This is a genomic window from Peterkaempfera bronchialis, from assembly GCF_003258605.2.
GTDB lineage: Bacteria > Actinomycetota > Actinomycetes > Streptomycetales > Streptomycetaceae > Peterkaempfera > Peterkaempfera bronchialis.
Window position 1 is genome coordinate 2,663,420 of record NZ_CP031264.1, and the last position, 22,880, is coordinate 2,686,299.

The 22,880-nt window shown below is 73.4% G+C and carries 20 protein-coding genes; 3 read left to right on the forward strand and 17 right to left on the reverse strand.

The genetic code is table 11. The annotated features are described in order from the left end of the window. Positions 1 to 60 precede the first annotated feature (60 nt). The 6 genes from C7M71_RS11585 to C7M71_RS11610 all read right to left on the reverse strand — a co-directional run bounded on the left by C7M71_RS11585 (position 61) and on the right by C7M71_RS11610 (position 9,647). On the reverse strand, positions 61 to 1,719 hold the full coding sequence (locus tag C7M71_RS11585) for a hypothetical protein (protein WP_229758672.1): 1,659 nt from the start codon (positions 1,717 to 1,719) through the stop codon (positions 61 to 63). Beyond that, positions 1,716 to 3,278 (reverse strand): GT4 family glycosyltransferase PelF, encoded by a 1,563-nt coding sequence (gene pelF, locus C7M71_RS11590; protein ID WP_111491627.1) that lies wholly within the window; start codon positions 3,276 to 3,278, stop codon positions 1,716 to 1,718. Before pelF ends, C7M71_RS11585 begins: the two co-directional genes overlap by 4 nt. A 198-nt stretch (positions 3,279 to 3,476) precedes the next feature. After that, complete coding sequence (locus tag C7M71_RS11595; protein WP_229758673.1) at positions 3,477 to 5,738, reverse strand: hypothetical protein; 2,262 nt, start codon at positions 5,736 to 5,738, stop codon at positions 3,477 to 3,479. Positions 5,739 to 6,152: 414 nt separating this feature from the next. Beyond that, on the reverse strand, positions 6,153 to 7,655 hold the full coding sequence (gene guaB / locus C7M71_RS11600; RefSeq protein WP_111491631.1) for an IMP dehydrogenase: 1,503 nt from the start codon (positions 7,653 to 7,655) through the stop codon (positions 6,153 to 6,155). Positions 7,656 to 8,010: 355 nt separating this feature from the next. After that, positions 8,011 to 8,589, reverse strand: coding sequence for a sigma-70 family RNA polymerase sigma factor (locus tag C7M71_RS11605; protein WP_229759108.1), 579 nt, complete (start codon positions 8,587 to 8,589; stop codon positions 8,011 to 8,013). A 446-nt stretch (positions 8,590 to 9,035) separates the two neighbouring features. Continuing rightward, positions 9,036 to 9,647, reverse strand: a complete 612-nt coding sequence (locus tag C7M71_RS11610; protein WP_014136228.1) for a response regulator transcription factor — start codon at positions 9,645 to 9,647, stop codon at positions 9,036 to 9,038. Between the two features lie 516 nt (positions 9,648 to 10,163). Between C7M71_RS11610 and C7M71_RS11615 the strand changes: the two genes are divergently transcribed. Then, positions 10,164 to 10,490, forward strand: a complete 327-nt coding sequence (locus C7M71_RS11615) for a WhiB family transcriptional regulator (RefSeq protein WP_111491626.1) — start codon at positions 10,164 to 10,166, stop codon at positions 10,488 to 10,490. Between the two features lie 88 nt (positions 10,491 to 10,578). Here the strand turns inward: C7M71_RS11615 and C7M71_RS11620 are convergent, their stop codons facing one another. The 3 genes from C7M71_RS11620 to groES form a co-directional block, all read right to left on the reverse strand. Continuing rightward, positions 10,579 to 11,622 carry a LysR family transcriptional regulator gene (locus tag C7M71_RS11620; RefSeq protein ID WP_114914328.1) on the reverse strand — a complete coding sequence of 348 codons (1,044 nt, stop codon included), beginning with the start codon at positions 11,620 to 11,622 and terminating at the stop codon, positions 10,579 to 10,581. A gap of 115 nt (positions 11,623 to 11,737) precedes the next feature. After that, positions 11,738 to 13,366, reverse strand: a complete 1,629-nt coding sequence (groL, locus tag C7M71_RS11625) for a chaperonin GroEL (RefSeq protein WP_111494944.1) — start codon at positions 13,364 to 13,366, stop codon at positions 11,738 to 11,740. A 97-nt stretch (positions 13,367 to 13,463) separates the two neighbouring features. Then, entirely contained in the window at positions 13,464 to 13,772 is a 309-nt protein-coding gene (gene groES / locus C7M71_RS11630; protein ID WP_055586200.1) for a co-chaperone GroES, read from the reverse strand. Between the two features lie 342 nt (positions 13,773 to 14,114). On the opposite strand from groES, the gene C7M71_RS11635 reads away from it, so the two are divergent. Beyond that, positions 14,115 to 15,281 (forward strand): THUMP-like domain-containing protein, encoded by a 1,167-nt coding sequence (locus C7M71_RS11635; protein WP_111494942.1) that lies wholly within the window; start codon positions 14,115 to 14,117, stop codon positions 15,279 to 15,281. A gap of 67 nt (positions 15,282 to 15,348) precedes the next feature. Here C7M71_RS11635 and C7M71_RS11640 read toward each other — a convergent pair whose 3' ends face one another. The 6 genes from C7M71_RS11640 to tsaB all read right to left on the reverse strand — a co-directional run bounded on the left by C7M71_RS11640 (position 15,349) and on the right by tsaB (position 21,195). Then, positions 15,349 to 17,391 carry a cell wall-binding repeat-containing protein gene (locus C7M71_RS11640; protein WP_162824220.1) on the reverse strand — a complete coding sequence of 681 codons (2,043 nt, stop codon included), beginning with the start codon at positions 17,389 to 17,391 and terminating at the stop codon, positions 15,349 to 15,351. 186 nt (positions 17,392 to 17,577) lie between these two features. Then, positions 17,578 to 18,456, reverse strand: a complete 879-nt coding sequence (locus C7M71_RS11645) for a polysaccharide deacetylase family protein (RefSeq protein WP_114914692.1) — start codon at positions 18,454 to 18,456, stop codon at positions 17,578 to 17,580. A gap of 75 nt (positions 18,457 to 18,531) precedes the next feature. Then, positions 18,532 to 18,831 carry a hypothetical protein gene (locus C7M71_RS11650; protein ID WP_111494384.1) on the reverse strand — a complete coding sequence of 100 codons (300 nt, stop codon included), beginning with the start codon at positions 18,829 to 18,831 and terminating at the stop codon, positions 18,532 to 18,534. Then, on the reverse strand, positions 18,828 to 20,000 hold the full coding sequence (gene tsaD, locus C7M71_RS11655) for a tRNA (adenosine(37)-N6)-threonylcarbamoyltransferase complex transferase subunit TsaD (RefSeq protein ID WP_111494386.1): 1,173 nt from the start codon (positions 19,998 to 20,000) through the stop codon (positions 18,828 to 18,830). The genes C7M71_RS11650 and tsaD overlap by 4 nt, the downstream gene beginning before the upstream one ends. Next, on the reverse strand, positions 19,997 to 20,503 hold the full coding sequence (gene rimI, locus C7M71_RS11660; RefSeq protein WP_111494396.1) for a ribosomal protein S18-alanine N-acetyltransferase: 507 nt from the start codon (positions 20,501 to 20,503) through the stop codon (positions 19,997 to 19,999). Before rimI ends, tsaD begins: the two co-directional genes overlap by 4 nt. A 29-nt stretch (positions 20,504 to 20,532) precedes the next feature. Then, positions 20,533 to 21,195, reverse strand: a complete 663-nt coding sequence (gene tsaB, locus C7M71_RS11665) for a tRNA (adenosine(37)-N6)-threonylcarbamoyltransferase complex dimerization subunit type 1 TsaB (protein ID WP_111494388.1) — start codon at positions 21,193 to 21,195, stop codon at positions 20,533 to 20,535. A 211-nt stretch (positions 21,196 to 21,406) separates the two neighbouring features. Between tsaB and C7M71_RS11670 the strand changes: the two genes are divergently transcribed. Further along, positions 21,407 to 21,976 carry a hypothetical protein gene (locus C7M71_RS11670; protein WP_111494390.1) on the forward strand — a complete coding sequence of 190 codons (570 nt, stop codon included), beginning with the start codon at positions 21,407 to 21,409 and terminating at the stop codon, positions 21,974 to 21,976. A 4-nt stretch (positions 21,977 to 21,980) separates the two neighbouring features. Here the strand turns inward: C7M71_RS11670 and C7M71_RS11675 are convergent, their stop codons facing one another. Then, positions 21,981 to 22,193 (reverse strand): hypothetical protein, encoded by a 213-nt coding sequence (locus C7M71_RS11675; protein WP_111494392.1) that lies wholly within the window; start codon positions 22,191 to 22,193, stop codon positions 21,981 to 21,983. Between the two features lie 125 nt (positions 22,194 to 22,318). After that, a complete protein-coding gene (gene tsaE / locus C7M71_RS11680) occupies positions 22,319 to 22,825 on the reverse strand; it encodes a tRNA (adenosine(37)-N6)-threonylcarbamoyltransferase complex ATPase subunit type 1 TsaE (RefSeq protein WP_111494394.1) in 507 nt (168 codons plus the stop codon). Between the last annotated feature and the right edge of the window lie 55 nt (positions 22,826 to 22,880).

Below are 22,880 nucleotides of genomic sequence, written 5' to 3' on the forward strand. Positions count from 1 at the left end.
CAGGTCGGTGGGTCGGCAAGTCAGCAGGTCGGCAAGTCAGCAGGTCGGCAGGTCGGCGGGTCAGCGGTGTGCGGTGACCCGGCTCAGCTGGGCCTGGGCGGTCGCCACCAGGAGCAGCGCGGCGCCGCCGCAGACGGCGAGTTGCAGCACGGCGGGGTCGGCCAGGTGCCCGACCATGGCCGCCGTCTCGGCGACGGCGGCGGCGGCGCAGACGGCGGCGGGGGGCCAGGCGGCGCCGAACGCCTGGAGCAGCAGGGCGGTCCAGAGCACCGCTCCCAGCAGCAGCAGGGCGGGCAGCCGCAGCCCGTCGAGCAGCGGCGCGTTCGGCCAGAGCAGCGCGGCGGCATAGCCCACCAGGGCCAGCGCGGCCAGGTAGCCGCCCAGGGTGACGATCAGCGTTCGGCCGGTGCGGGCCAGGAACTCCGAGGTGGTGCGGCTGACCCGGAGGCCCGCCAGGGAGCGGCTGCGGAAACGGTACAGCAGCCACTCGGCCGCGCCCATGCTGAGCGTCAGTGCCACCGCCGACGGGCCGTTGACGGCGCCTCCGGCACCGAAGTGCCACACATCGCCCAGCGAGGCGAGCAGCACCAGCACGCCGACGGCCAGCCCGAACAGCCCATGCGGCAGCGAGGCCGACCGGGCGGCCGGTACGGCGGCCGGCGAGCGCCCGGTACGGCGGCTGCGGAGCACCCGGCCGGCGGCCAGCGCCACCGCCACCGCCAGTGAGCAGGCCAGGGTCCAGCCGCGCTGCGCCGGGGAGAGGTCGACCAGCAGCGTCACGCCCGCCCCGGCGGCGGTGGGCGCGATGGCGACCAGCAGATACCGCTGCCGCCCGAGCACCATCAGCACCGTCGCGGCGGACAGGTACGCCGACTGGCCGGCGGCGAAGGCGACCACCGCGCCCGGCGCCCCCCAGGGCGCGGCGGCGGCGGCGCCCAGCAGGGCGCCGAGCAGCGCGCCGACCCCCAGGCAGCCGGCCGCCTCGGCCCGCGCGCCGAGGCCCAGCCAGCTGTAGGCGCGGTGCGACAGGGCCTGGTTCCAGGACCAGCCGACCAGGACCGAGGAGGCCAGCGCCAGGGTGCCGGGGTCGGCGCCGCCCGAGTAGGAGCGGGAGCCCAGCAGCGGCGCGGCGAGCAGATAGGCCAGCCCCGGCAGCGCGAAGACCAGCCCGCGCAGCAGGCAGTGCCAGAGGCTGCCCCGCCAGGGGTCGACGGCCGGCGCCTTGGGCTCGGGGTAGCTGCGCTGCACCCGCTGGAAGAGGTCCTCGGCGAGCGCGAAGGAGTCCGGGCGCCCATAGCGCAGGGCGGCCTGCTCATCGGTCAGCCCGGCGGCCTCCAGCACCGCCGCGATCTCATACGGGTGCACGGCGGCGGCGCACACCTCGGCCAGCCGCTCGGCCAGCTCGTCCAGCGGGTCCTCGGGGGCCCACTGGGGACGGCCGGGCGCCCGGATGACGCGCAGCGCCAGCGTCTCCTCATGGCGCGGGTGCGCACGGACCACACGCAGCGCCAGGGTGTCCTCGTGCCGGGGGTGCTGGTGTCCGGGCCGGCCCGGCCCGCCGGGCTGCTGGTCACCTGGCTGCTGGTCAGCGGGCTGGGCGGGGATCCCCGGCGGCGGCGCCTCGCGGTGCCGGAGCAGGTTCCTCGGTATCCGCAGCGCCAGCGTCTCGTCGGGCGACGGCTCCGGGTCGTCCGGTACCAGCCGCAGTGAGCCGCTCACCGGTCACCGCCCGCCGCCAGCGCCCCCGGGTCGGGCCGCCCCCACCAGCCGGACGCAGCCGCCGCGCCGTCCTCGGCCACCGGCTGCCGGTCCCGGGGGGACAGCAGCTCGTGGTAGATCTCGCGGAAGCCGTCGATGGTCTGACGGAGGGTGAACTGCTCGATGATCCGCAGCCGCGCCCGCTCCCCCAGCCAGGCGCGGCGGGCCGGGTCGCGCAGCAGCTCCAGCGCCGCGCGTCCCATCGCCTCCGGCTCCCGGGGCGGCACCACCAGTCCGGCGTCGCCGACCGCCTCCCGTACCCCGCCGACATCGGTGGAGACGGTGGCCCGGCCGCAGGACATGGCCTCGATCAGGGTGAACGGGAACCCCTCGCTGATGCTGGAGAGCATGACCACGTTCCCGGCGGCGTAGGCGTCCCGGATGTCCTCCACCCGGCCCTCGAAGACCACGCCGTCCGCGACCCCCAGCCGCGCCGCCAGCGCCTCGCAGCTCTCCCGGTACGCCTCGCCGCCGCGCGGCACTCCGCCGAAGATCCGCAGCCTGGCCTCGGGGATCTCGGTGCGGACCACGGCGAAGGCGCGGATCAGCGTCTCCAGGTCCTTGATCGGGTCCACCCGGCCGGCCCAGCTGAGGGTCGGCACCTCGGGCTCCGGCCCGGCGGGCGGGAAGGCCATCGGGTCGACGCCGTTGTAGACGGTGCGGATGCGGTCCGCCGGGGTGCCGCCGCGCTCCTCCCAGCGCCGGTTGTACCGGTTGCCCGGGGTGACCAGCGCGGCCCGCCGGTAGCTCTCCGCCGCCAGCATCCGGTAGAAGCCGAGCAGCAGCGCCTTGACCGGCCAGCGGCTGTCGCCGCCGCCATAGCCCAGATAGCGTTCCCGCAGGTAGATGCCGTGCTCGGTGAGCAGGAAGGGCGTGCCGTGCAGCTGGTTGGCGACCAGTCCGGGCAGCGCCGCCAGGCCGCCGCTGACGGCATGGGTGACCCCTTCCGCCGGGGGTTCGGCCACCAGCGGGCGCAGCGCGTGCTCCAGCAGGTCGGTGGCGGTCAGCGCGTCGTGCAGGGTCGGCCGGGAGGCGGCGGTCGCGGTGCCGGGCCGGATCCAGGTGGCGGTCAGGGTGCGCAGCGCGTCCTCGGAGCGCAGCGCGGGGCCGAGCACGCCCGCGCGGGCGTGGGCCGCCAGTTCGTACAGCTCGGTGCCGAAGTGCGACTCATGGGCCGGGTCGAGCAGGGAGAGCAGGAACCGCTCATAGCTGGAGAGCAGGCGGCGCAGCAGCCTCCCCCGGGGAGCCCGGTCGGCCGGGGGCGGTCCCCAGAGCGGGACGGCGGTCACCCGGGTGACGTTGTCCGGGAGGTCCCAGGCGAGCGCCTCCCGGCCGGTGCCGGTCACCGCGATCACCCGGAAGTCGATCTCGGGCATGCCCTGGACGAGTTGGTCGCACCAGACGCTGACGCCGCCGTGGCTGTGCGGATAGGTGCCCTCGCTGAGCATGGTGACGGGTCCGGTCCCGGCGACGACTGCCGGAGGCGTGGCGCTGCCGAGGCCATGCAGAGGTCTGTTCATGGCGTTCTGTGACTCCCCCGTGGGGTGGTGCGGGCCGTGGGTGCAGCGGGGCCGTGGGGTCGCGCTTGCGGTGCCGTGAGGAGGTGTGTGCACGTGGCAGGGCGGGCCGGGGGCCGGGGCGGACGGGCAGTGCACCCGTCCGTCCCGGCTCCGGCCGCCCCTCGGCCTGCGGAGAGGCCGGGTACGGAGCTGCGGCTGCTACCGCTTGGCCGCGTGGTGCGCGGCGGCGTGCGGCGCGGCGGTGCCGACCCGGGCGGCGCCGCGCTTGGCGAGCCTGGCCTTGCCGGCCCGGTCGTGGTCGCCCGGGCCCGCCGGGACCGGGGTGCGGACGCCGCTGGGCACCGGCTGGCTGCGCGGCGCCGGGGTCGACGTGGTGGCGGCCACGGCGCTGCTCTGCTGCGCCGCCGGGGTGCCTGCCGTGTCGAGCACCAGGGTCACGCTGGTCTGCAGGGAGCCCGGCAGGGTCCAGCCGGACCGCAGCCCGGCGTAGCCGCTGCCGAAGGCGGTGGTACCGACCACCAGCCGCTGCACGGTGCCGGTCGGCACGGTGGCGGGCACATAGACGCCGGAGGGGGCGCTGATGGTGACGGTGTTGCCGACCCGGTACGCGGTGACCCGGCCGGAGGTGACCGCCGAGGACCAGGCGGCACGCCGCTGGAGCTCGACCCCGGCCTCCTTCTGACTGGGGTTCACCACCGGTGCGCCGGTGGTGAACAGGTTGTTGTAGTCACCGAGGACCCGCTCCAGCAGCGGGTAGGCGATCCGGTCCTCGGCCAGGTTGGACTGGTGGATGAAGTGCGGCCGGGGGTCGTTGGCCAGCACATGCCCGAGGTCGATCCGGGCCTCCAGCGGCACGATGTAGTCCTGGTAGCCGGTGGTGGTGTCGAGCGGCGCCGGCAGGCAGGTGGAGACGGCGGAACCCTCGCAGGACCCGCTGCCGCCCTGGGCCTGGCTGGTGTAGATCCAGTTGTACTCGTCCACCTCCTCCTCGACCCGGCCGGCGTTGTAGAAGATGTTGATCGGGTGGCGCGGCACGGTCCGGGTCGAACCCAGGGTGCGCTGCTGCGGCTCGCGGGAGGCGTCGCTGGCCGTCCAGGCGACCCCGGTGGCCGCCAGCGCGGGCGCCAGGTAGGGGTTGTCGGTCGGCTGCTGGGGGTTGCTCACCAGGCCGGAGTGCTCGCCGGTGACCAGCACCGACCTGTCCACGGTCAGCCCGTTGGTGGCCGCCCAGGTCAGGTTGTCGTTGATCTGCGAGGTGATGTCCGCCTGGCTGGTCCAGACGGTCTTGTTGGCGGAGTCCTTGGAGCATCGCCACGGCACCACCGTGACGTCCTGGACGCAGCCCAGGAACTGGTGGGTGTAGGTGTGGTTGAGCCAGCGGAAGGACGCCTGGTCGGTGATGAACTGGTGGGCCAGCGGGTCGCTGCCGCCGTTCTCCGCCTTGAAGTCCTCGCTGCCGCCGCCGTTGTAGGCGAAGTCCAGCGTGAAGCCGTGCTGGCCGGACCACTGCTTGGCGTACTGCTCGTCGGCGGTGGTCATCCGGATCGGGTCGGTCGCCGGGTTGCTGCCGGGCGGGCAGGTGACATCGCCGGGCGTGCACTTGAGCGTGGTGCTCCAGCGGTCGTCCGCCAGGAAGAGGTCGTCGATGTGCACGGCGAAGTAGTTGCGGTCCGCCCCCAGGTGGATGCCCTGGGTCGCCCACTCCACGATGCCCCGCGCCAGCAGCCGGAACTGCTGCTGGTAGCTGTTGTAGACAAAGCTGACGACCAGTTCGCGGCGCCCGTCGTGGGCGTACTCGCCCACCAGCGAGCCACGCGCCGAGGTGCCGGGGATGGGCGCGTCCACATAGGTGGTGAAGGTCGCGCCGGACGGCTGCGGGGCCAGCGGGGTCGCCAGGTAGCCGTAACTCTCGCTCACCGTCGGGTCGTTGTCCTCGAACGGCACGGCGCCCTTGAGGTATCCGAACGGACCGCTCGTCCCGGCGGCGGTGACCTGCGCGGCCACCCCGTCCAGGGAGCCGATGTACCCCGGGTCCTGCGCCCAGTTGAGGCCGACGTCGGGCCGCGAGTAGGTGTAGGCGTCGACCTGCCGGATGCCGAAGGTGCTCTCGAAGGCGGCCAGCGCGGCCATCTCCGCCGAGCCGGCGCCGAACGGGTTGTCATTGGGCAGCACCACGGCCTGGTACTTGGCCCTGGGCTGTCCGCTGACCGTGTCGCTGAGGAAGGCCGCGTTGATCGTCGGCCGGTTCCCGGCGTTCAGGTCCACCCGGGTGTAGGGCGTACCCGCACTGTCCAACTCGTCGGCGATGGCGGCGGTGGCCGGTCCGCCGTCGTCGACCACCAGCAGCCGCAGATCGATTCTCTGCTGTACCGCGCCGGCCTGAGCGACCGCCGCCGGTGCCAGCGCGACCACCAGGCCGACTGCTGCACAGGCTGCGGCAAAACGGGTCGTTCGACCCATGGATGCCCCCCTAGGCATATACGCGTACGCCGGCGCACACCGTGCCTACGCGTCTGGAATGCGGAACGCCCCCATGACAGCGCCCGCGATGAATCCCCCGTACTCCAACTCCCCCGTACGCAGAGCCGCCTCCCCTATCCATGGCGGATCCCTGCGTCGCCGCCGACGGCCGGTCGGCCGTGGCGACTGCGGTCGGATCATACAACAACACCATCAGGCGAACGCATTTCCCCCATATCGTGGTCACCACCCGCACCGGCAGGCGATTCCGGTGGCCTAGGTGAAGATCCATGCGCCCGCAGGCACCTTAGCGCGCCGATCATGCGGACCGATGGCGAATGACGCAAAAGGGCGGGGCACCGACCGGAATCCGGTCGGTGCCCCGCGCCACGTTTCGCCGCGCCCCCGCCGCGCTCAGCGACCCTGGTAGTTGGGCGCCTCGACGGTCATCTGGATGTCGTGCGGGTGGCTCTCCTTGAGGCCCGCCGCAGTGATCCGGACGAACCGGCCCTTCTCCTTGAGCCCCGCGATGTCCGCAGCGCCGGCATAGCCCATGGAGGAGCGCAGCCCGCCGATCAGCTGGTGGACCACGGAGGCCAGCGGGCCGCGGTAGGGGACCTGGCCCTCGATGCCCTCGGGGACCAGCTTGTCCTCGGAGAGCACATTGTCCTGGAAGTAGCGGTCCTTGGAGTAGGACCTGCCCTGGCCGCGCCCCTGCATCGCGCCCAGCGAGCCCATCCCCCGGTACGACTTGAACTGCTTGCCGTTGATGAAGAGCAGCTCGCCGGGCGACTCCTCGCAGCCCGCCAGCAGGCTCCCCAGCATCACCGTGTCGGCACCGGCCGCGATGGCCTTGGCGATGTCCCCGGAGTACTGGAGGCCGCCGTCGCCGATCACCGGGACACCGGCCGCGCCCGCCGCCTGCGCGGCCTCGTAGATCGCGGTGACCTGCGGCACGCCGACACCGGCGACCACCCGGGTGGTGCAGATGGAGCCCGGGCCCACGCCGACCTTGATGCCGTCCGCGCCCGCGTCGATCAGCGCCTGGGCGCCGTCGCGGGTGGCGACGTTGCCGGCCACCACATCGACCCGGATGTTGGCCTTGACCTTGGCGACCATGTCGAGGATGCCCCGGCTGTGGCCGTGCGCGCTGTCGATGACCAGGAAGTCCACCCCGGCGTCGACCAGCGCCAGCGCCCGCTCGTAGGCGGCGTCGCCGACGCCCACCGCGGCACCGACGATCAGACGGCCCTCGGCGTCCTTGGCGGCGTTGGGGTACTGCTCGGCCTTGACGAAGTCCTTGACGGTGATCAGGCCCTTGAGCCGGCCGTCGTCGTCCACCAGCGGCAGCTTCTCGATCTTGTGGCGGCGCAGCAGCCCGATGGCGTCCTCACCGGAGATGCCCACCTTTCCGGTGATCAGCGGCATCGGGGTCATGACCTCGCGGACCTGGCGGCTGCGGTCCGACTCAAAGGCCATGTCACGGTTGGTGACGATGCCCAGCAGCTTCCCCGCCGTGTCGGTCACCGGCACACCGCTGATCCGGAACTTGGCGCAGAGCGCGTCGGCGTCGGCCAGGGTGGCGTCCGGCAGCACGGTGATCGGGTCGGTCACCATGCCCGACTCGGAGCGCTTCACCAGGTCGACCTGGTTGACCTGGTCCTCGACCGAGAGATTGCGGTGCAGCACGCCGACGCCGCCCTGGCGGGCCATGGCGATGGCCATCCGGGACTCGGTGACCTTGTCCATGGCGGCGGAGAGCAGCGGGACGTTGACGTGGACGTTCCGGCTGATCCGGGACGAGGTGTCGACCTGGTTCGGCAGCACCTCGGAGGCGCCCGGGAGCAGCAGGACGTCGTCGTAGGTGAGCCCGAGCATGGCGAACTTCTCGGGTACGCCGGCGGCGTTGGAGGACATGAATACCTTCCCGTGGTGGGCCGGACCGATCCGATGTGCGGAGGTGGACGCGATCTCTTCGGATGTGGCGGAAGGAAGGGAGGTCATCCGGCTCCTGCCCGCCCGCCCGCTCGCACCGGCACCTGCACGGGGCTGCTCGGGGGCGCAAGAGACACCGAACCACTGCGGGACGCCGAGGGCTCCGCCCGGGCACCGATACTCCATGCTACTGGGACGCGGAATGTTTCCCCGCGCCCCCTTGACAGCGGAGCACCCCGACAGGGACAGGACGCAACGCGGAGTGGACACCACGAGGCGGGGCGCAAGGGGGGCCGGACGCGACGGGAGCCGGGGGCCGGCCGGCGGCGGCCGGGGCTCAGGCGGTGAGGCCGGTGGCGCCCTCGGTCTCCTCGGCCAGCGCCCGCAGCCGGTTGAGCGCCCGGTGCTGGGCGACCCGTACGGCGCCCGGGGACATCCCCAGCACCTCGCCGGTCTCCTCGGCGGTCAGTCCGGCGGCCACCCGCAGCAGCACCAGTTCGCGCTGGCGCGGCGGCAGGCAGGCGAGCAGTTCGCGGGCCCAGGCGGCATCGCTGGAGAGCAGCGCCCGCTCCTCCGGGCCGAGCGACTGGTCGGCCGTCTCCGGCAGCACGTCGGCCGGCACGGCGTTGGAGGCGGGGCCGCGCATGGCGGCCCGCTGCAAGTCCGCGATCTTGTGCGCGGCGATGCCGTACACAAACGCCTCGAAGGGGCGGCCCTCGTCCCGGTAGCGCGGCAGCGCACAGAGCACCGCCAGGCAGACGTCCTGCGCCACGTCGTCCACATGGTGGCGGGCCCCGCCGGGCAGCCGGGCCAGCCGGGCCCGGCAGTAGCGCAGCACCAGCGGGTGGACATGGGCCAGCAGCGCATCGGTGGCACGGCCGTCACCCTGGACGGCGCGGCCGACCAGCTCGCCCACCGCCGTCGAGGGCGCCGCCGAAGGCGGTGCCGTCGAGGACGGGACGGGCTGCCGGGCCGGCTCGGGCACTCTCTCCGCCACCCTCCGCACCGCGAAGCCCCCCTGACGACGACCGGCACCACTGGCTGAACGCGACTGGGCGGTACCCGCGCTCTCAAGCACGGCTCCGCCGAAGTCTGCCTCGCCGTGAACGGCCACCTCGTCGTCACGCATCGGTCCATGGTGCCTGGTCGAACCGGAAAACGCGGCACCGGCTCCGGACTTGTGCACCGGAACGTTATGTGCTGCCCCGCCCTCCACGGTCGCGGCCTGCGGTACCGTGTCCGGCTGCTGGTCCCCGAGGTGCTCCATACCTCTATGGTGCGTCCTCGGCCTGCCGCTGACACCATACGGCTGCACACGGCACACCGGCGGGGGCCGATCGGCGACCCCCGCCCTGCGGTTACTCAGCGGACCAGGCCCCAGCGGAAGCCCAGGGCGACCGCATGCGCCCGGTCGGAGGCGCCGAGCTTCTTGAAGAGCCGACGGGCGTGGGTCTTCACGGTGTCCTCGGAGAGGAAGAGCTCCCGGCCGATCTCCGCGTTGCTGCGGCCGTGGCTCATGCCCTCCAGCACCTGGATCTCACGGGCGGTGAGGGTGGGGGCGGCGCCCATGTCCGGGGAGCGCAGCCGGCGCGGGGCGAGCCGCCAGGTGGGGTCGGCCAGCGCCTGGGTGACGGTGGCCCGCAGTTCGGCGCGGGAGGCGTCCTTGTGCAGATAGCCCCGGGCGCCGGCGGCCACCGCGAGGGCCACCCCGTCGAGGTCCTCGGCCACCGTCAGCATGATGATGCGGGCGCCCGGATCGGCGGACAGCAGCCGCCGCACCGTCTCGACCCCGCCGAGTCCGGGCATCCGGACGTCCATCAGGACGAGGTCGGAGCGGTCCGCCACCCAGCGGCGCAGGACCTCCTCGCCATTGGTGGCAGTGGTCACCCGGTCGACACCGGGCACGGTCGCCACCGCGCGGCGGAGCGCCTCCCGGGCAAGCGGGGAATCGTCGCATACGAGAACGGATGTCATGACCGTCCTCCGCAGCTGATCCGCGTCACGTTGAGCCTCCTGGCTGGTACGAATCGTCACCGACACGGCCAATGACGACAGGCTCCGATCCGATCGCCTCGTCTCCGACGTGATCGCTCCGATGCCCGGCGCCCGCTAACCGCCTCCGCACTCCCAACGACCGTCACTCGAATGAGTTACGGGGTAGGCGGCCACCTCCACCACTCTACGTGGTCGACCCGTCACCGATCGCCGCCCGCCGACGGCCCGCGCGCCGCGCCCGGCGGCACCGGAGGGCCCGGCGTAGTCCCAACGAGTGCACCGGGCTCCAGGACACGCCGCCGCCTGCCGCATCACATTGGTCCGTTTTCATGTCATTTGTCAGGGGGAAGTCTGTTGTGCGGCTCTGTGGGCATCTTGTCCTATAGATCTCTCTCGTTCATATTTCCAGGTGTTCGCACTGACGCCCCGGAGCCTCGCCACGACGGCCGACGACGCACCGGCACCGGAGCCCCAAAATCCTTGAGGGGATGAGCCATGGCCGACTTCTCTCGCCTTCCCGGCCCCAACGCCGACCTGTGGGACTGGCAGCTCTCGGCCGCCTGCCGCGGTGTGGACAGCTCTCTGTTCTTCCACCCCGAGGGCGAGCGGGGCGCCGCCCGCTCCTCCCGGGAGCAGGCGGCGAAGGAGGTGTGCATGCGCTGTCCGGTCCGGGCGCAGTGCGCCGCACACGCGCTGACGGTCCGCGAACCGTACGGGGTGTGGGGCGGCCTCACCGAGGACGAACGCGAGGAGCTCCAGGGGCGGGCCCGGCACCGTCTGGTGGAGGTCCCGCTGATCGCTCCGTCGGCGGGCACGCACTGAGCGGCGGCGCGACAGCCGCGACAGCCGGTGCAGGATCGTTTCTGCACCGGTTCGTCCGGGTCGGCCGGATCGGCTGGATCGGCCGGGGTCACCCGGCCGCGTGGGCCGTACGCTCGGCGGCCACCCGGCCCAGTCGGTCCAGCATCAGCTCCACCGCCGGCACCGCCGCCAGGTCCGGCAGGGTCAGCGCCACCACCTGCCGGGCGGCCCTCGGGGCCAGCCGGACCATGGTGACCCCGGAGTGCCGTACCGACTCCAGCGCCAGACCCGGCAGCACCGCCACCCCCAGCCCCGCCGCGACCAGGCCCACCACGGCCGGGTAGTCGTCGGTGGCGAAGTCGATCCGGGGCTCGAACCCGGCCCGGCCGCACAGCTCGACAAGATGGCCCCGGCACTGCGGACACCCGGCGATCCACTGCTCCCGGGCCAGCTCCGGCAGGTCCACCGGGTGGTCGGCGCCGCGCGCCGCCAGCGGATGGCCGGTCGGTACCAGGCCCACCAGCGGGTCGTCCAGCAGCGGTCGCACCACCAGGTCGGACCAGTCCCCGGCGGCGGCCGAGGCGGCGGCCTCCAGCGCGGCCTCGGCCCGCGCCTCACGCCGGGTGCCGTGCGCGGCGACGGCCGGCGGCGGTGGCCCGGCCGGTGCGCCGGCCGATGTGCCGACCGGTGCGGGCGTGCCCGGGTAGCGGAAGGCGAGCGCCACCTCGCACTCGCCGCCGCGCAGCATCGCCAGCGACTCCGGCGGCTCCGCCTCGACCAGCGAGACCCGCACCCCGGGGTGGCCGGCGCGGACCTCCGCGACCGCCCTCGGCACCAGGGTGGAGCTGGCGGTGGGGAAGGAGACCAGCCGCACCCGCCCGGCGCGCAGCCCGGCGATGGCGGCGACCTCCTCCTCGGCGGCGGTGAGCCCGGCGAGGATGCCATTGGCGTGCCTGAGCAGCGCCTGCCCGGCGTCGGTGAGCTGCATCCCCCGGCCGCAGCGCACCACCAGCGGCGTCTCCACGGACTTCTCCAGCGCCCTCATCTGCTGGCTGATCGCGGGCTGGGTGCAGCCCAGCTCACGGGCGGCGGCGGAGAAGGAACCGGTCCGGGAGACGGCCCGCAGGACTCGGAGATGACGCGCCTCGATCACCGTTCCATCATAAGCAGCGCTTTGAGGGCCCTCCCCGGACCGTGCCCAAGGGCGCGGTATGACGGACGGGTATGACGACCGGGTACGGCGGCCCGGCTGTGGTGGACGCGGTGCGTCAGTGGGAGTGGCCGTGGCCGCCGTGCGAGTGGCCCGCGGCGGGCTCCTCCTCCTTCTTCTCCACCACCAGGGTCTCGGTGGTGAGCAGCAGGGAGGCGATGGAGGCGGCGTTCTCCAGGGCGGAGCGGGTGACCTTCACCGGGTCGATGACGCCGGCCTTGACCAGGTCGCCGTACTCGCCGGTGGCGGCGTTGTAGCCCTGCCCGGCGTCGAGCTCGGCCACCTTGGAGGTGATCACATAGCCCTCAAGCCCGGCGTTCTGGGCGATCCAGCGCAGCGGCTCGACCAGGGCGCGGCGGACGACCGCCACACCGGTGGCCTCGTCGCCGGTCAGGCCCAGGTTGCCGTCGAGCACCTTGGCGGAGTGGACCAGGGAGGCGCCGCCGCCGGCGACGATGCCCTCCTCGACCGCCGCGCGGGTCGCCGAGATGGCGTCCTCCAGGCGGTGCTTCTTCTCCTTGAGCTCCACCTCGGTGGCGGCGCCGACCCGGATGACGCAGACGCCGCCGGCCAGCTTGGCCAGCCGCTCCTGGAGCTTCTCGCGGTCCCAGTCGGAGTCGGTGGTGGCGATCTCGGCCTTGATCTGCGCGACCCGGCCGGCGACCTCCTCCGAGGAGCCCGCACCGTCGACCACGGTGGTGTCGTCCTTGGTGACCGTGACGCGGCGGGCGCTGCCCAGCACGTCCAGGCCCGCCTGGTCGAGCTTGAGGCCGACCTCCTCGGCGATCACGGTGGCGCCGGTGAGGGTGGCCAGGTCGCCCAGCATGGCCTTGCGGCGGTCGCCGAAGCCGGGGGCCTTCACCGCGACGGCGTTGAAGGTGCCACGGATCTTGTTGACCACCAGGGTGGAGAGGGCCTCGCCCTCGACATCCTCGGCGATGATCAGCAGCGGCTTGCTGGCGCCACCCTGGAGGATCTTCTCCAGCAGCGGCAGCAGGTCCTGGATGGAGGAGATCTTGCCCTGGTGGATCAGGATGTACGGGTCGTCGAGGACGGCCTCCATACGCTCCTGGTCGGTCACCATGTACGGGGACAGGTAGCCCTTGTCGAACTGCATGCCCTCGGTGAAGTCCAGCTCCAGGCCGAAGGTGTTCGACTCCTCGACGGTGATCACACCGTCCTTGCCGACCTTGTCCATCGCCTCGGCGATCAGCTCGCCGACCTGCGGGTCCTGGGCGGACAGCGCGGCCACGGCGGCGATGTCGTCCTTGCCCTCGATCTCGCGGGCGATGGTGAGCAGGTGCTCGGAGACGGCCGCGACGGCGGCGTCGATGCCCTTCTTCAGACCGGCCGGGCCGGCGCCCGCCACGACGTTCCGCAGGCCCTCGTTGACCAGGGCCTGGGCCAGCACGGTGGCGGTGGTGGTGCCGTCGCCCGCGACGTCGTTGGTCTTGGTGGCGACCTCCTTGACGAGCTGCGCGCCAAGGTTCTCGTACGGGTCGTCCAGCTCCACCTCACGGGCGATGGTCACGCCGTCGTTGGTGATGGTGGGGGCGCCGAACTTCTTGTCGATGACGACATTGCGGCCCTTGGGGCCGATCGTCACCTTCACGGTGTCGGCAAGCTTGTTGACGCCGCGCTCCAGCGAGCGGCGCGCGTCCTCGTCGAACTGCAGGATCTTCGCCATCGTTGCGTCTTTCCCTCTCAACAACCGCGCCCCGGGCCCCGGTCACTGGTGGACAGGGATCCCGGGGCGGGTCACGACTCTGCGGTCAGCGTCGGAATTACTTCTCGATGATCGCGAGGACGTCGCGAGCCGAGAGGACGAGGTACTCCTCGCCGTTGTACTTGACCTCGGTGCCGCCGTACTTGCTGTACAGCACGACATCACCGACGGCGACGTCCAGCGGGAGACGCTGGCCGTCCTCAAAGCGGCCCGGGCCCACAGCCAGGACGACGCCCTCCTGGGGCTTCTCCTTGGCGGTGTCCGGGATGACCAGGCCGGAGGCCGTGGTGGTCTCGGCGTCGAGCGGCTGGACCACAATGCGGTCCTCAAGCGGCTTGATGGCAACCTTGGTGCTGGCGGTCGTCACGTCCGACCTCCCCCTTCGGAGATCTCACGGGGTTGTCTAAAGGTTTGGTGGCGACTGGCGGGCCCGTCGTCGCGGGTGCCGGACCTGCCGTGTCGCGTTAGCACCCTCCTGGGGAGAGTGCCAAGGACGACCTTAGGGCGCGGCTAGCACTCAGTCAACCAGAGTGCTAACCAGTGGCTGCTGTAGGTGGGTGGCTGAGGGGTGTGGCGGAGGTGGGTGGGGGGTGCTCTCGCCTCTCTGGGCGGGGGGTTGAGGACGCGCGGCGGGGCCTCCGGACTTGGTGACGGCCGGCGAAAAGAGTGCTGGGTCCGGGCGTGTCGCGGGGGGCGGGAGAATGGGCGGGTGGAGATCGAATCGTTTCGGGGGCTGCTGACCGACGAGGGGCAGGGGCTGCTGGCCCGGCTGCGGGAGTACAACCCCGGGGAGGAGCTGGCGCTGGCCACCCGGCTGCGCCGGGACCATCCGGCGGAGCTGGTGTCGGCCGCCCTCGGCCAGGCCCGGCTGCGGCAGCGGGCGCGGGCCAAGTTCGGCGGTGAGGCGGACCGGATGTACTTCACCCCGGACGGGGTGGAGCAGGCCACCCGGACGGCGGTCGCCGAGTGGCGGGCCCGCCGCTTCGCGGAGCTGGGCGTGGCCCGGCTGGCCGACCTCTGCTGCGGGGTCGGCGGCGACGCGGTGGCGCTGGCCCGCGCCGGGATCTCGGTGCTGGCGGTGGACCGGTCGCCGCTGGCCTGCGCCGTGGCCGAGGCCAATGCGCGGGCGCTGGGGCTGGCCGAACTGATCGAGGTCCGCTGCGCGGATGTGGCCGAGGTCGACCTGGCGGGCTTCGACGCGGTCTTCACCGACCCGGCACGCCGGGGGGCGCGTGGGCGGATCTTCGACCCGGAGGCGTACTCACCGCCGCTCTCCTGGGCCGTCGCCGCAGGTCGGCGCAGCCGCTACGCCGCGTTGAAGATCGCGCCAGGGGTGCCGCACGAGGCGGTGCCGGAGGACGCCGAGGCCGAGTGGGTCTCCGACGGCGGGGACGTCAAGGAGGCGGTGCTCTGGTTCGGTACGGAGGCCGCTCAGCCGCACCGGGCCACCCTGCTGCCCGGCGGGCACACCCTCACCGGGGGCCGACTGGCCGATCCCCCCGCCGGGCCGGTCCGCCGCCACCTCTATGAGCCGGACGGCGCGGTGATCCGGGCCCATCTGGTGGCCGAGGTCGCCGAACTGGTCGGCGGCACCCTGATCGACCCGACCATCGCCTATCTGACCTCCGACGCCCTGGTCCGCACCCCGTATGCCACCGCCTACGAGATCACGGACACGCTGCCGTTCAACGTCAAGCGGCTGCGGGCGCTGCTGCGCCAGCGCGGGGTCGGGACCGTGGTGGTCAAGAAGCGCGGCTCCGCCGTGGAGCCGGAGGAACTGCGCCGCAAGCTCAAGCCCGAGGGCCCCCACTCCTGCACCGTCTTCCTCACCCGGGTGGCGGGGGCACCGACGATGCTGCTGGGGCACCCGGTCTGAGCACGGCGGCGGCCCGGCACGACGGAACCACCGCCGTGCCGGGCCGCCGCCGTACCGGGCCGCAGTGTCAGCCCACGGTCAGCCGCTGCGCCTTGGAGAGGTCCGGTGCCACCGGGCCCCGGGCCGGGGCGGGGGACGGGGCGGGGGCGCTCCCGGTGCCCGCGGTGGCCGAGCGGGCGACCGCGCCGGTGGTGGCGCTCTTGGGGATGGCGCCGCCGGCGTAGTTCACCGTGCGGAACCAGTTGGCGTCGGCGCTGATGGCGGTGCCGATGGCGGTCACCACGTCCTTGGGCACCTTGCTGTACGGGCTGATCACCGCCACGCTGTTGATCCCTGCGGCATGGTTGATCAGGTAGTTCCGGGTCATGCCGGGCAGCGTCTTGGTACCGCTCCACAGCAGCGGACCGAAGCGGGACATCGCCGAACCGGCGTTCAGCCCGGACTGCCAGTCGTTGCCGGGGGCCAGCCCCACGGTGCTGGTGTACGACCACCAGAAGTTGGCCAGGTTGACGGCGACCGCCTCATGGCTGCTGCCGCCGACGTACCAGTAGTCCCAGCTGTTCGGCCAGCGCGGGAGCTTGCCGTGGTCGTAAGCGCCGAGCAGCGCCTTCCGCGCGTCGGCGCCGACCGGGAGCATCCGGGTGCTCTTGGGGCTCAGCTTGTTGAGGTAGGCCGTCACCGACCCGCTGAGGCTGCGCCCGTCGGTGAGCACCACCACGGCCCGGCTGCCCGAGGAGGAACCGGCCGCAGCGGCGGCGGCCAGCGCGTCGTGGTAGTCCTTGCCGGTGGCCAGGAAGACCCACTGCGGCTTGCTGGTGGACGCCTTGGCCACGGCCACCGAGGCGGCGTAGCGGTCGCCGCCGGACAGCCGGACCGGCTTGTAGCCGAGCTTCTTCACCTGGTCGGACAGCTTGCTGCTCAGCACCTTGGTGTTGCCGACCAGGTAGACCGTCGCGCCCTTGCGGAGCACCCGCTTCAGCTCGCCGGAGGCGGCGCTGCTCAGCGAGCCGGCGCCGGTGGTGAGCACCGGGCCCTGCTTGGTACCGGCCAGCGCGGAGGCGGTCAGGGCGTAGGAGGGCGAGCCGCCGTTGACCAGGACGGCCGACTTGGCGGCGAGCAGGCCGGGGACGTGCTTGCGGCCGTAGCTGTCCCAGGTCCAGCGGGAGGCGGCGACATTGGTGCTGACGCTGCCGGAGCCGTACACCCGGGCGACGTAGTTGTAGCGCAGCGGCTGCCAGGCGACGTCGGTCCACCCGTCGCTGTTCGGGACGGCGGTGGCGGCGCCGGTGGCGACGTCGAGCAGCTCCAGGTGCCGCTGGTCGGTGCCGGTGGCGACATAGGCGATCCGGTCGCCCTTGGGCGACCAGGACGGGCGCTGGTGCTGGGTGGTGTCCGTGGTCAGCTGCTTGAGCCCGGTGCCGTCGACCCGGACCGAGAACAGCTGGCGGACACCGTCGACGGTCCGCACGAAGACGACCCGGGTGGCGTCGGCGGAGAGCGCCGGCTGGGTCGCGTCGGCGGCCAGCTTGCGGAAGGAGCCGTTGGCGTCGTTGTACAGCCAGACCGCCGCCGCTCCGGTGTGGCTGCAGTCCGGGCCGGTGCGGACGAAGACCAGCAGCGGGCCGTCGCTGCCGCTGGGCTGCGAGTCGCAGCCGGCCTTCTTGGCGGCGAAGAGCGGCTGCGGCCAGGTGGAGCCGTCGGAGGCGGCGGTGCGCAGCCGGCCGCCGGTCCGGAAGACGACGCTGTCGCCGCCGTACCAGAAGGTCGGGTCGGAGACCGCGCCGCCGCCGTTCTTCTGGGTGATGCGCTGCTCGAACGCGCCGTCCTGACGGATCGTCACCAGTTCGTTGCTCTGGTACGGGTCGACGAGGGCCGCGCGGCTGCCGTCCGGCGACCATGCCGGGGCGGTGCCCTGGCGCAGGTAGCGGGAGCCGGAGCCGTCGGGTGAGATGCGGTAGAGGTTGCTGCCGTCGGTACCGAGCAGCCGGCCGTCCGAGGCGGCCCATGAGCCGGCCGCTGCCGCCTCACCGGCGGTGAGGGAGAGCGTGCCCGCGGAGACCGCGAGCACGGAGGCGAGCGCCACGGAGGCGCGACGCAGACGGTGATTCACGTAGGAGCCCCCCAGGCGAAAGCGCGTGCGCCGGCACGCGGAAGATGCCACCGGTACGCCCGCATCCCCGCGGGCCCGCTCGGAGTCCGCTCCGGGGCGGTGGCGACAGGAGCCTAGCGGGACACCCTCCCGCAGGGGAACTGACATTCGAGAAGTGTGATCATCCGCAAGAGATGTGACGGCTGATCAGTGCGGAGGCCCCAGATAGTCGTCCAGCCGGCCGACGCTGAAGCCCTGCTGCTGGATGCGGTGGAGCAGACTGCCGAACATCTCGGTCATGGTGTGGTTCTTGAGCTCGGCCGGGCCTCGGAAGTGGGCCAGCACGATGTCGCCGGGGCGCAGCTTCCGGTCGGCGGTCTGGTACTGCATGTCGGTGATCTGCATGGACTCCTTCCAGAGCACCACCGCCCGGATCCCGCACGACTTGGCGGCCTCCAGCGTCGCCGCGTTGTAGTTCCCGTACGGCGGCCGGAAGAGCGTCGGCGCCGTGCCGTACTCCTTGGCGAGCTTCTGCTGCTGACCGCAGATCTCGGCCCGCTGCGCCTCGGCGCCGAGGGTGGGCAGGTCGGGGTGGGTGAGGGTGTGGTTCTGGATGGTGTTGCCGAGCCGCTGGAGCGGGGTGAAGTAGCCGTAGTCGGGGCGGATGGCGGCGTCGGTGAGGAACATGGTGACCGGCACCTTCAGCTCGCGCATCATGCGGACGAACCGGGGGTCCTTCTCGGCGCCGTCGTCGATGGTGAGGAAGACCACCCGGTCCCGGGTGGGTATTCGGCTGACGACCGGGATCGGGCCGGGGCCGCCCAGCTTCACCGGGGGCACGGCGGGCGGCTTCGGGGCGGGCTTCAGCGGGGTGAGGTGCCAGGCCCGCCAGTACGCCGCCTGCCGTTGGGCGTCCGCGTCGGGCCGGGCGGGCGTACCCGCCGTGGTGGGCGAGGCCGAGGGTGCCGGGCCGCCGCCGGTGGGCGCTGCGCGGCCCGGGGCTCCGGTGGCGCAGGCGGTCAGCGCCGCCGCCAGCACTGCGGCGCCCGCCATCCGCCCGGTGGCCGTTCTGCTGCTGCCGTGCATGATCACCGCCCTGGTTCGTCCGATCGCCCCTGTGAGGACGCCACAGGAGGGCGAACGGTTGTCCAGAGATACGGATCAAGGGTAGGTGTCGACCCGTTGGAACCGCCAGCGGTGCGCGTCCCTGCGGAGTAGTCCGGCCGGGGGGTCCGGCAGCTCCGGCAGGGTCCGGCTCTCGGGCTCCTGCGCCGCCCCGGGGGCGACCGACCACCAGGTGATCACCAGCACCCGGTCCTGGTCGGCGGTGAACACCTCGGCCCGCTCCAGACCGGCCGCCGAGGCGGTGAGCTCGGGCAGGGCGTACCGCAGCACCCAGTCCAGCAGCACCCCGCCACGGCCCTCGGCCGCCCGCGCCTCCCACATCAGGGTGGTGGTCATGCCCGGCCCCCCAGGGCGCGGTGGGCGTGGGCGTGGACGGCGCCATGGGCGTCGGGCGACAAGCCGCCCGGGAGCGATGTGTCGGGTACCGAGACATCGGTGACCGGGAGGGAGGAGTCGGCGGAGAGGTCGATGGCCGACGCCGGGCGCCCCCGCCACACCATCTCGGCGCCGAGCGCGGCCACCATGGCCCCGTTGTCGGTGCAGAGCCCCGGCCGGGGCACCCGCAGCCGGATACCGGCCCGCTCGCAGCGCTCCTCCGCCATCGCCCGCAGCCGCGAGTTGGCCGCCACCCCGCCGCCGATCATCAGATGGTCGACGCCATTGGCCCGGCACGCCTTGACTGCCTTGCGGGTCAGCACATCGGTGACGGCCTCCTGGAAGGACGCGGCGACATCCGCCACCGGCACCTGCTCGCCCGCCCGCCGCTTCTGCTCCACCCAGCGGGCCACGGCCGTCTTCAGGCCGGAGAAGGAGAAGTCGTACTCCGCGTCCCGGGGGCCGGTGAGGCCGCGCGGGAAGCGGATCGCCTCCGGATCGCCCTCCCGCGCCATCCGGTCCACCACCGGGCCGCCGGGGAAGCCCAGACCGAGCACCCGGGCCACCTTGTCGAACGCCTCGCCCGCCGCATCGTCGATGGTGGCGCCCAGCGGCCGGACGTCGCTGGTGATGTCCTCGGTGAGCAGCAGCGAGGAGTGCCCGCCGGAGACCAGCAGCGCCATGGTGGGCTCGGGCAGTCTGCCGTGCTCCAGCTGGTCGACGCAGATGTGCGAGGCCAGGTGGTTGACGCCGTACAGCGGCTTGCCGAGCGCATAGGCGTACGCCTTGGCCGCCGACACCCCGACCAGCAGCGCTCCGGCCAGGCCCGGCCCGGCGGTCACCGCGATGCCGTCCAGGTCGCTCGCCTTCAGCCCCGCCTGGTCCAGCGCCCGCTGCACGGTGGGGACCATGGCCTCCAGATGCGCCCGGCTGGCGACCTCGGGGACGACGCCGCCGAACCGGGCGTGCTCGTCGACGCTGGAGGCCACCGCGTCGGCCAGCAGGGTGGTGCCACGGACGATGCCGACGCCGGTCTCGTCGCAGGAGGTCTCGATGCCCAGCACCAGGGGCTCGTCACCCCTGCCGGTGCCGCTCGCCGGGCGCCCTTCTCCGCTGCCGGTACCGCTCACTGCTGCGCTCCCTCGGTCCTCGTTCGCATGTCGTCGGTCGCTTCCGGCAGCGGGGCGCGGGCCGGGTCCGCCAGGCGCATCACCAGGGCGTCCACGCCGGCGGGCTGGTAGTAGTTGCGGCGCACCCCGACCGGCTCGAAGCCGAACCGCTCGTACAGCCGCTGGGCGCGCGGATTGTCGACCCGCACCTCCAGCAGCAGGTCGGCGCAGCCCCGCCTCCCCGCCTCCCGGACCAGCTCGGTGAGCAGCCGGGAGCCGAGCCCCGTACCCCAGTGCTCGCGGGCCACCGCGATGGTCTGCACATCGCCCTCGCCGCCGACCGCCATCAGCCCGGCGTAGCCGGCGATGCGGCCGGTGCCGTCCTCGGCCACCGTGTAGTGGCGGGTGGCGCCCGGGTGGCGGGTCTCGGCGAGTTCGGACCAGAACATGCCCGCCGACCAGGCGTCCTCGGGGAAGAGCACCCGCTCCAGCTCCAGCACCGGCTCGATGTCCCACCAGCGCATGGGCCGCAGTACGGCGCCGTCCGCACCGCTCACGCCGGGAGCACCGCCTTGTAGCCGGCGGGCACCTGGGCGTCCGGGCGGCGCAGGTAGAGCGGGACGGGCGGCAGCAGCTCGGCACCGGCCGCCAGCCGCTCGGCGGCCACGGCCGCCAGATGTCCGGCGGAGACGTGCTCGGGGCCCTGGGCGAGGGGGAAGGCATCCGGGTAGAGCAGCGCCCCGGCGCCCACGGCGGGCAGCCCGGCCACCTGCTCGGCGAGGTCGGCGGGCCGGTCGACGTCCGGGCCGGAGATCCGCGCCCCGTCCCCGTCGTAGCGGGCCCAGTAGACCTCCTTGCGGCGGGCGTCGGTGGCGGCGGTGAACGGCCCGGCCAGGCCGTCCGCGCGGGCGGCGTGCGCCAGCCCGTCCAGGGTGCAGACGCCGTGTACGGGGAGGTCCAGGGCGTGGCCGAGGGCCGCTGCGGTGACCAGGCCGACCCGCAGCCCGGTGTACGGGCCGGGGCCGACGCCCACCACGACGGCGGTCAGGTCGCCCTTGGCCGCACCGGCTTCCCGCAGCACCTGGTCGATCACCGGCAGCAGCAGCTCACCGTGGCGCCGGGCGTCGATCCGGGTGGACTCGGCGACCACGGCCGTCCCGTCGTGCACGGCGGCGGTGACGGCGGGGGTCGCGGTGTCGAAGGCGAGGAGGAGCACGGGAACCTACAACCGTGGTGGGGTCTGCTGTCTCGTGCACCATGCTACGTTCCGCGCGCCCGCCCTAGGGCCCGGCAGCCGCCCCGGCCCGCGCGGCCACCGGGCCGGCCCGGTGGCCACCCGTTCCGCCCACCACCCGGACCGGGGGAAGGCGGAACCAGTGGCTGCTGGCACGATGGGAGGCGACAGAGAGCGGAAGGCAGGAGTGCTCGTGGCGAAGATCGGTTCGGGGATGGTCGTCACCGGCCTCACCCTGGGGGCGCTGGCGGTGGTCGCCGCGCTCGCCGTGCAGGCGAACGGCACCGAGCGCAAGGCCGCCCCGGCCTCACCCCCGCCACCGACGGCGACGACCACCGCGTCGCCCGGGGCCTCGGCGGTGAAGCGGCCGGGGACGCCCGCACTGCCCGCCGACTCGGGCAGCGGGCAGCGGGTGGTCTACTCGCTGGACGCCGACCGGGTGTGGCTGGTGGACCCGGCGCACAAGCCGCAGGTGGTGCGCACCTTCACGGTCCAGCCCAGCACGCTCGACCCGGAGCCGGGCAGCTACCAGGTCTTCGCCCGCGACACCGCGCTCACCGGCTCCGACGGGCGGCCGATCGAGCATGTGGTGCTCTTCGCCCGGGTCTCCGGCACGGTGGTCGGGTTCAGCGCTGCGGTGGACGGGACGACACCCAAGCCGGACCCCAAGCAGCGGACCGGCGGGATCCGGGAGACCCGCGCGGACGCCAAGGCGCTCTGGGACTTCGCCGGGCTCCAGAGCACGGTCGTGGTGGTGCGCTGACCGCCTAGGCGGCCCGGTGCAGGCGCGGCCGGCCGGTCGGCGCGGCGGGCGCGGCCGGTTCCTCGGCTGCGGCCGGTGCTGCGCTCGGTTCGCCGGCCGGGGGCGGGGTGGAGACTGCGGCGGCGGCCGCGCAGGCGGCCAGGACGGCCCGGAAACCGACGGCCGGTGGCTGGGACGGGTCGGCCGGGGACCGGCCCTGCTGAGTGCTGCTCGGCATGGCGCCTCCTGGAGTTAGGTACACCTCACCGCAGACTCCATGTGACCATGCCCGGTCCCGGCAGCGCAACAACATGCCGACAACGTGTCGGCAACGCGTCGGCGGCAACGCGTCGGCAGCAGCCGCTACCGGTCCAGCATCGACAGGTCGGCACCGTCCCAGCGCCGCCCCACGCCGCAGAGCACCACCCGGCGCGGGTCGGAGTCGTCGTCGGCGGCCGGGGCGTCGCCGCCCAGGGTGCGCTCGATGCGGACCTCCAGCCGGTCCTCGGACAGCTCCTCCACCTTGCCCTCGCCCCACTCCACGACCACCACCGACTCGGGCAGCGAGACATCCAGGTCGAGGTCGTCCATCTCCTCCAGGCCGCCGCCCAGCCGGTAGGCGTCCACATGCACCAGCGGCGGGCCGCCGACCTGCGAGGGGTGCACCCGGGCGATCACAAAGGTGGGCGAGGTGACCGCGCCGCGCACCCCCAGCCCCTCCCCCAGCCCCCGGGTGAGCGTGGTCTTCCCGGCGCCCAGCTCCCCGGAGAGCAGCACCAGGTCGCCGGGGCGCAGCAGCGCGGCCAGGTCGCGGCCCAGCCGCCGCATCAGCTCGGGGGTGGGCACGGTGAGGGTGGCGTACGAGCCCATGGGTCTGTCTCGGTCCTTCCGGGGTGGGCGTGGCGGAGTGCGGGTCGTGGCGGAG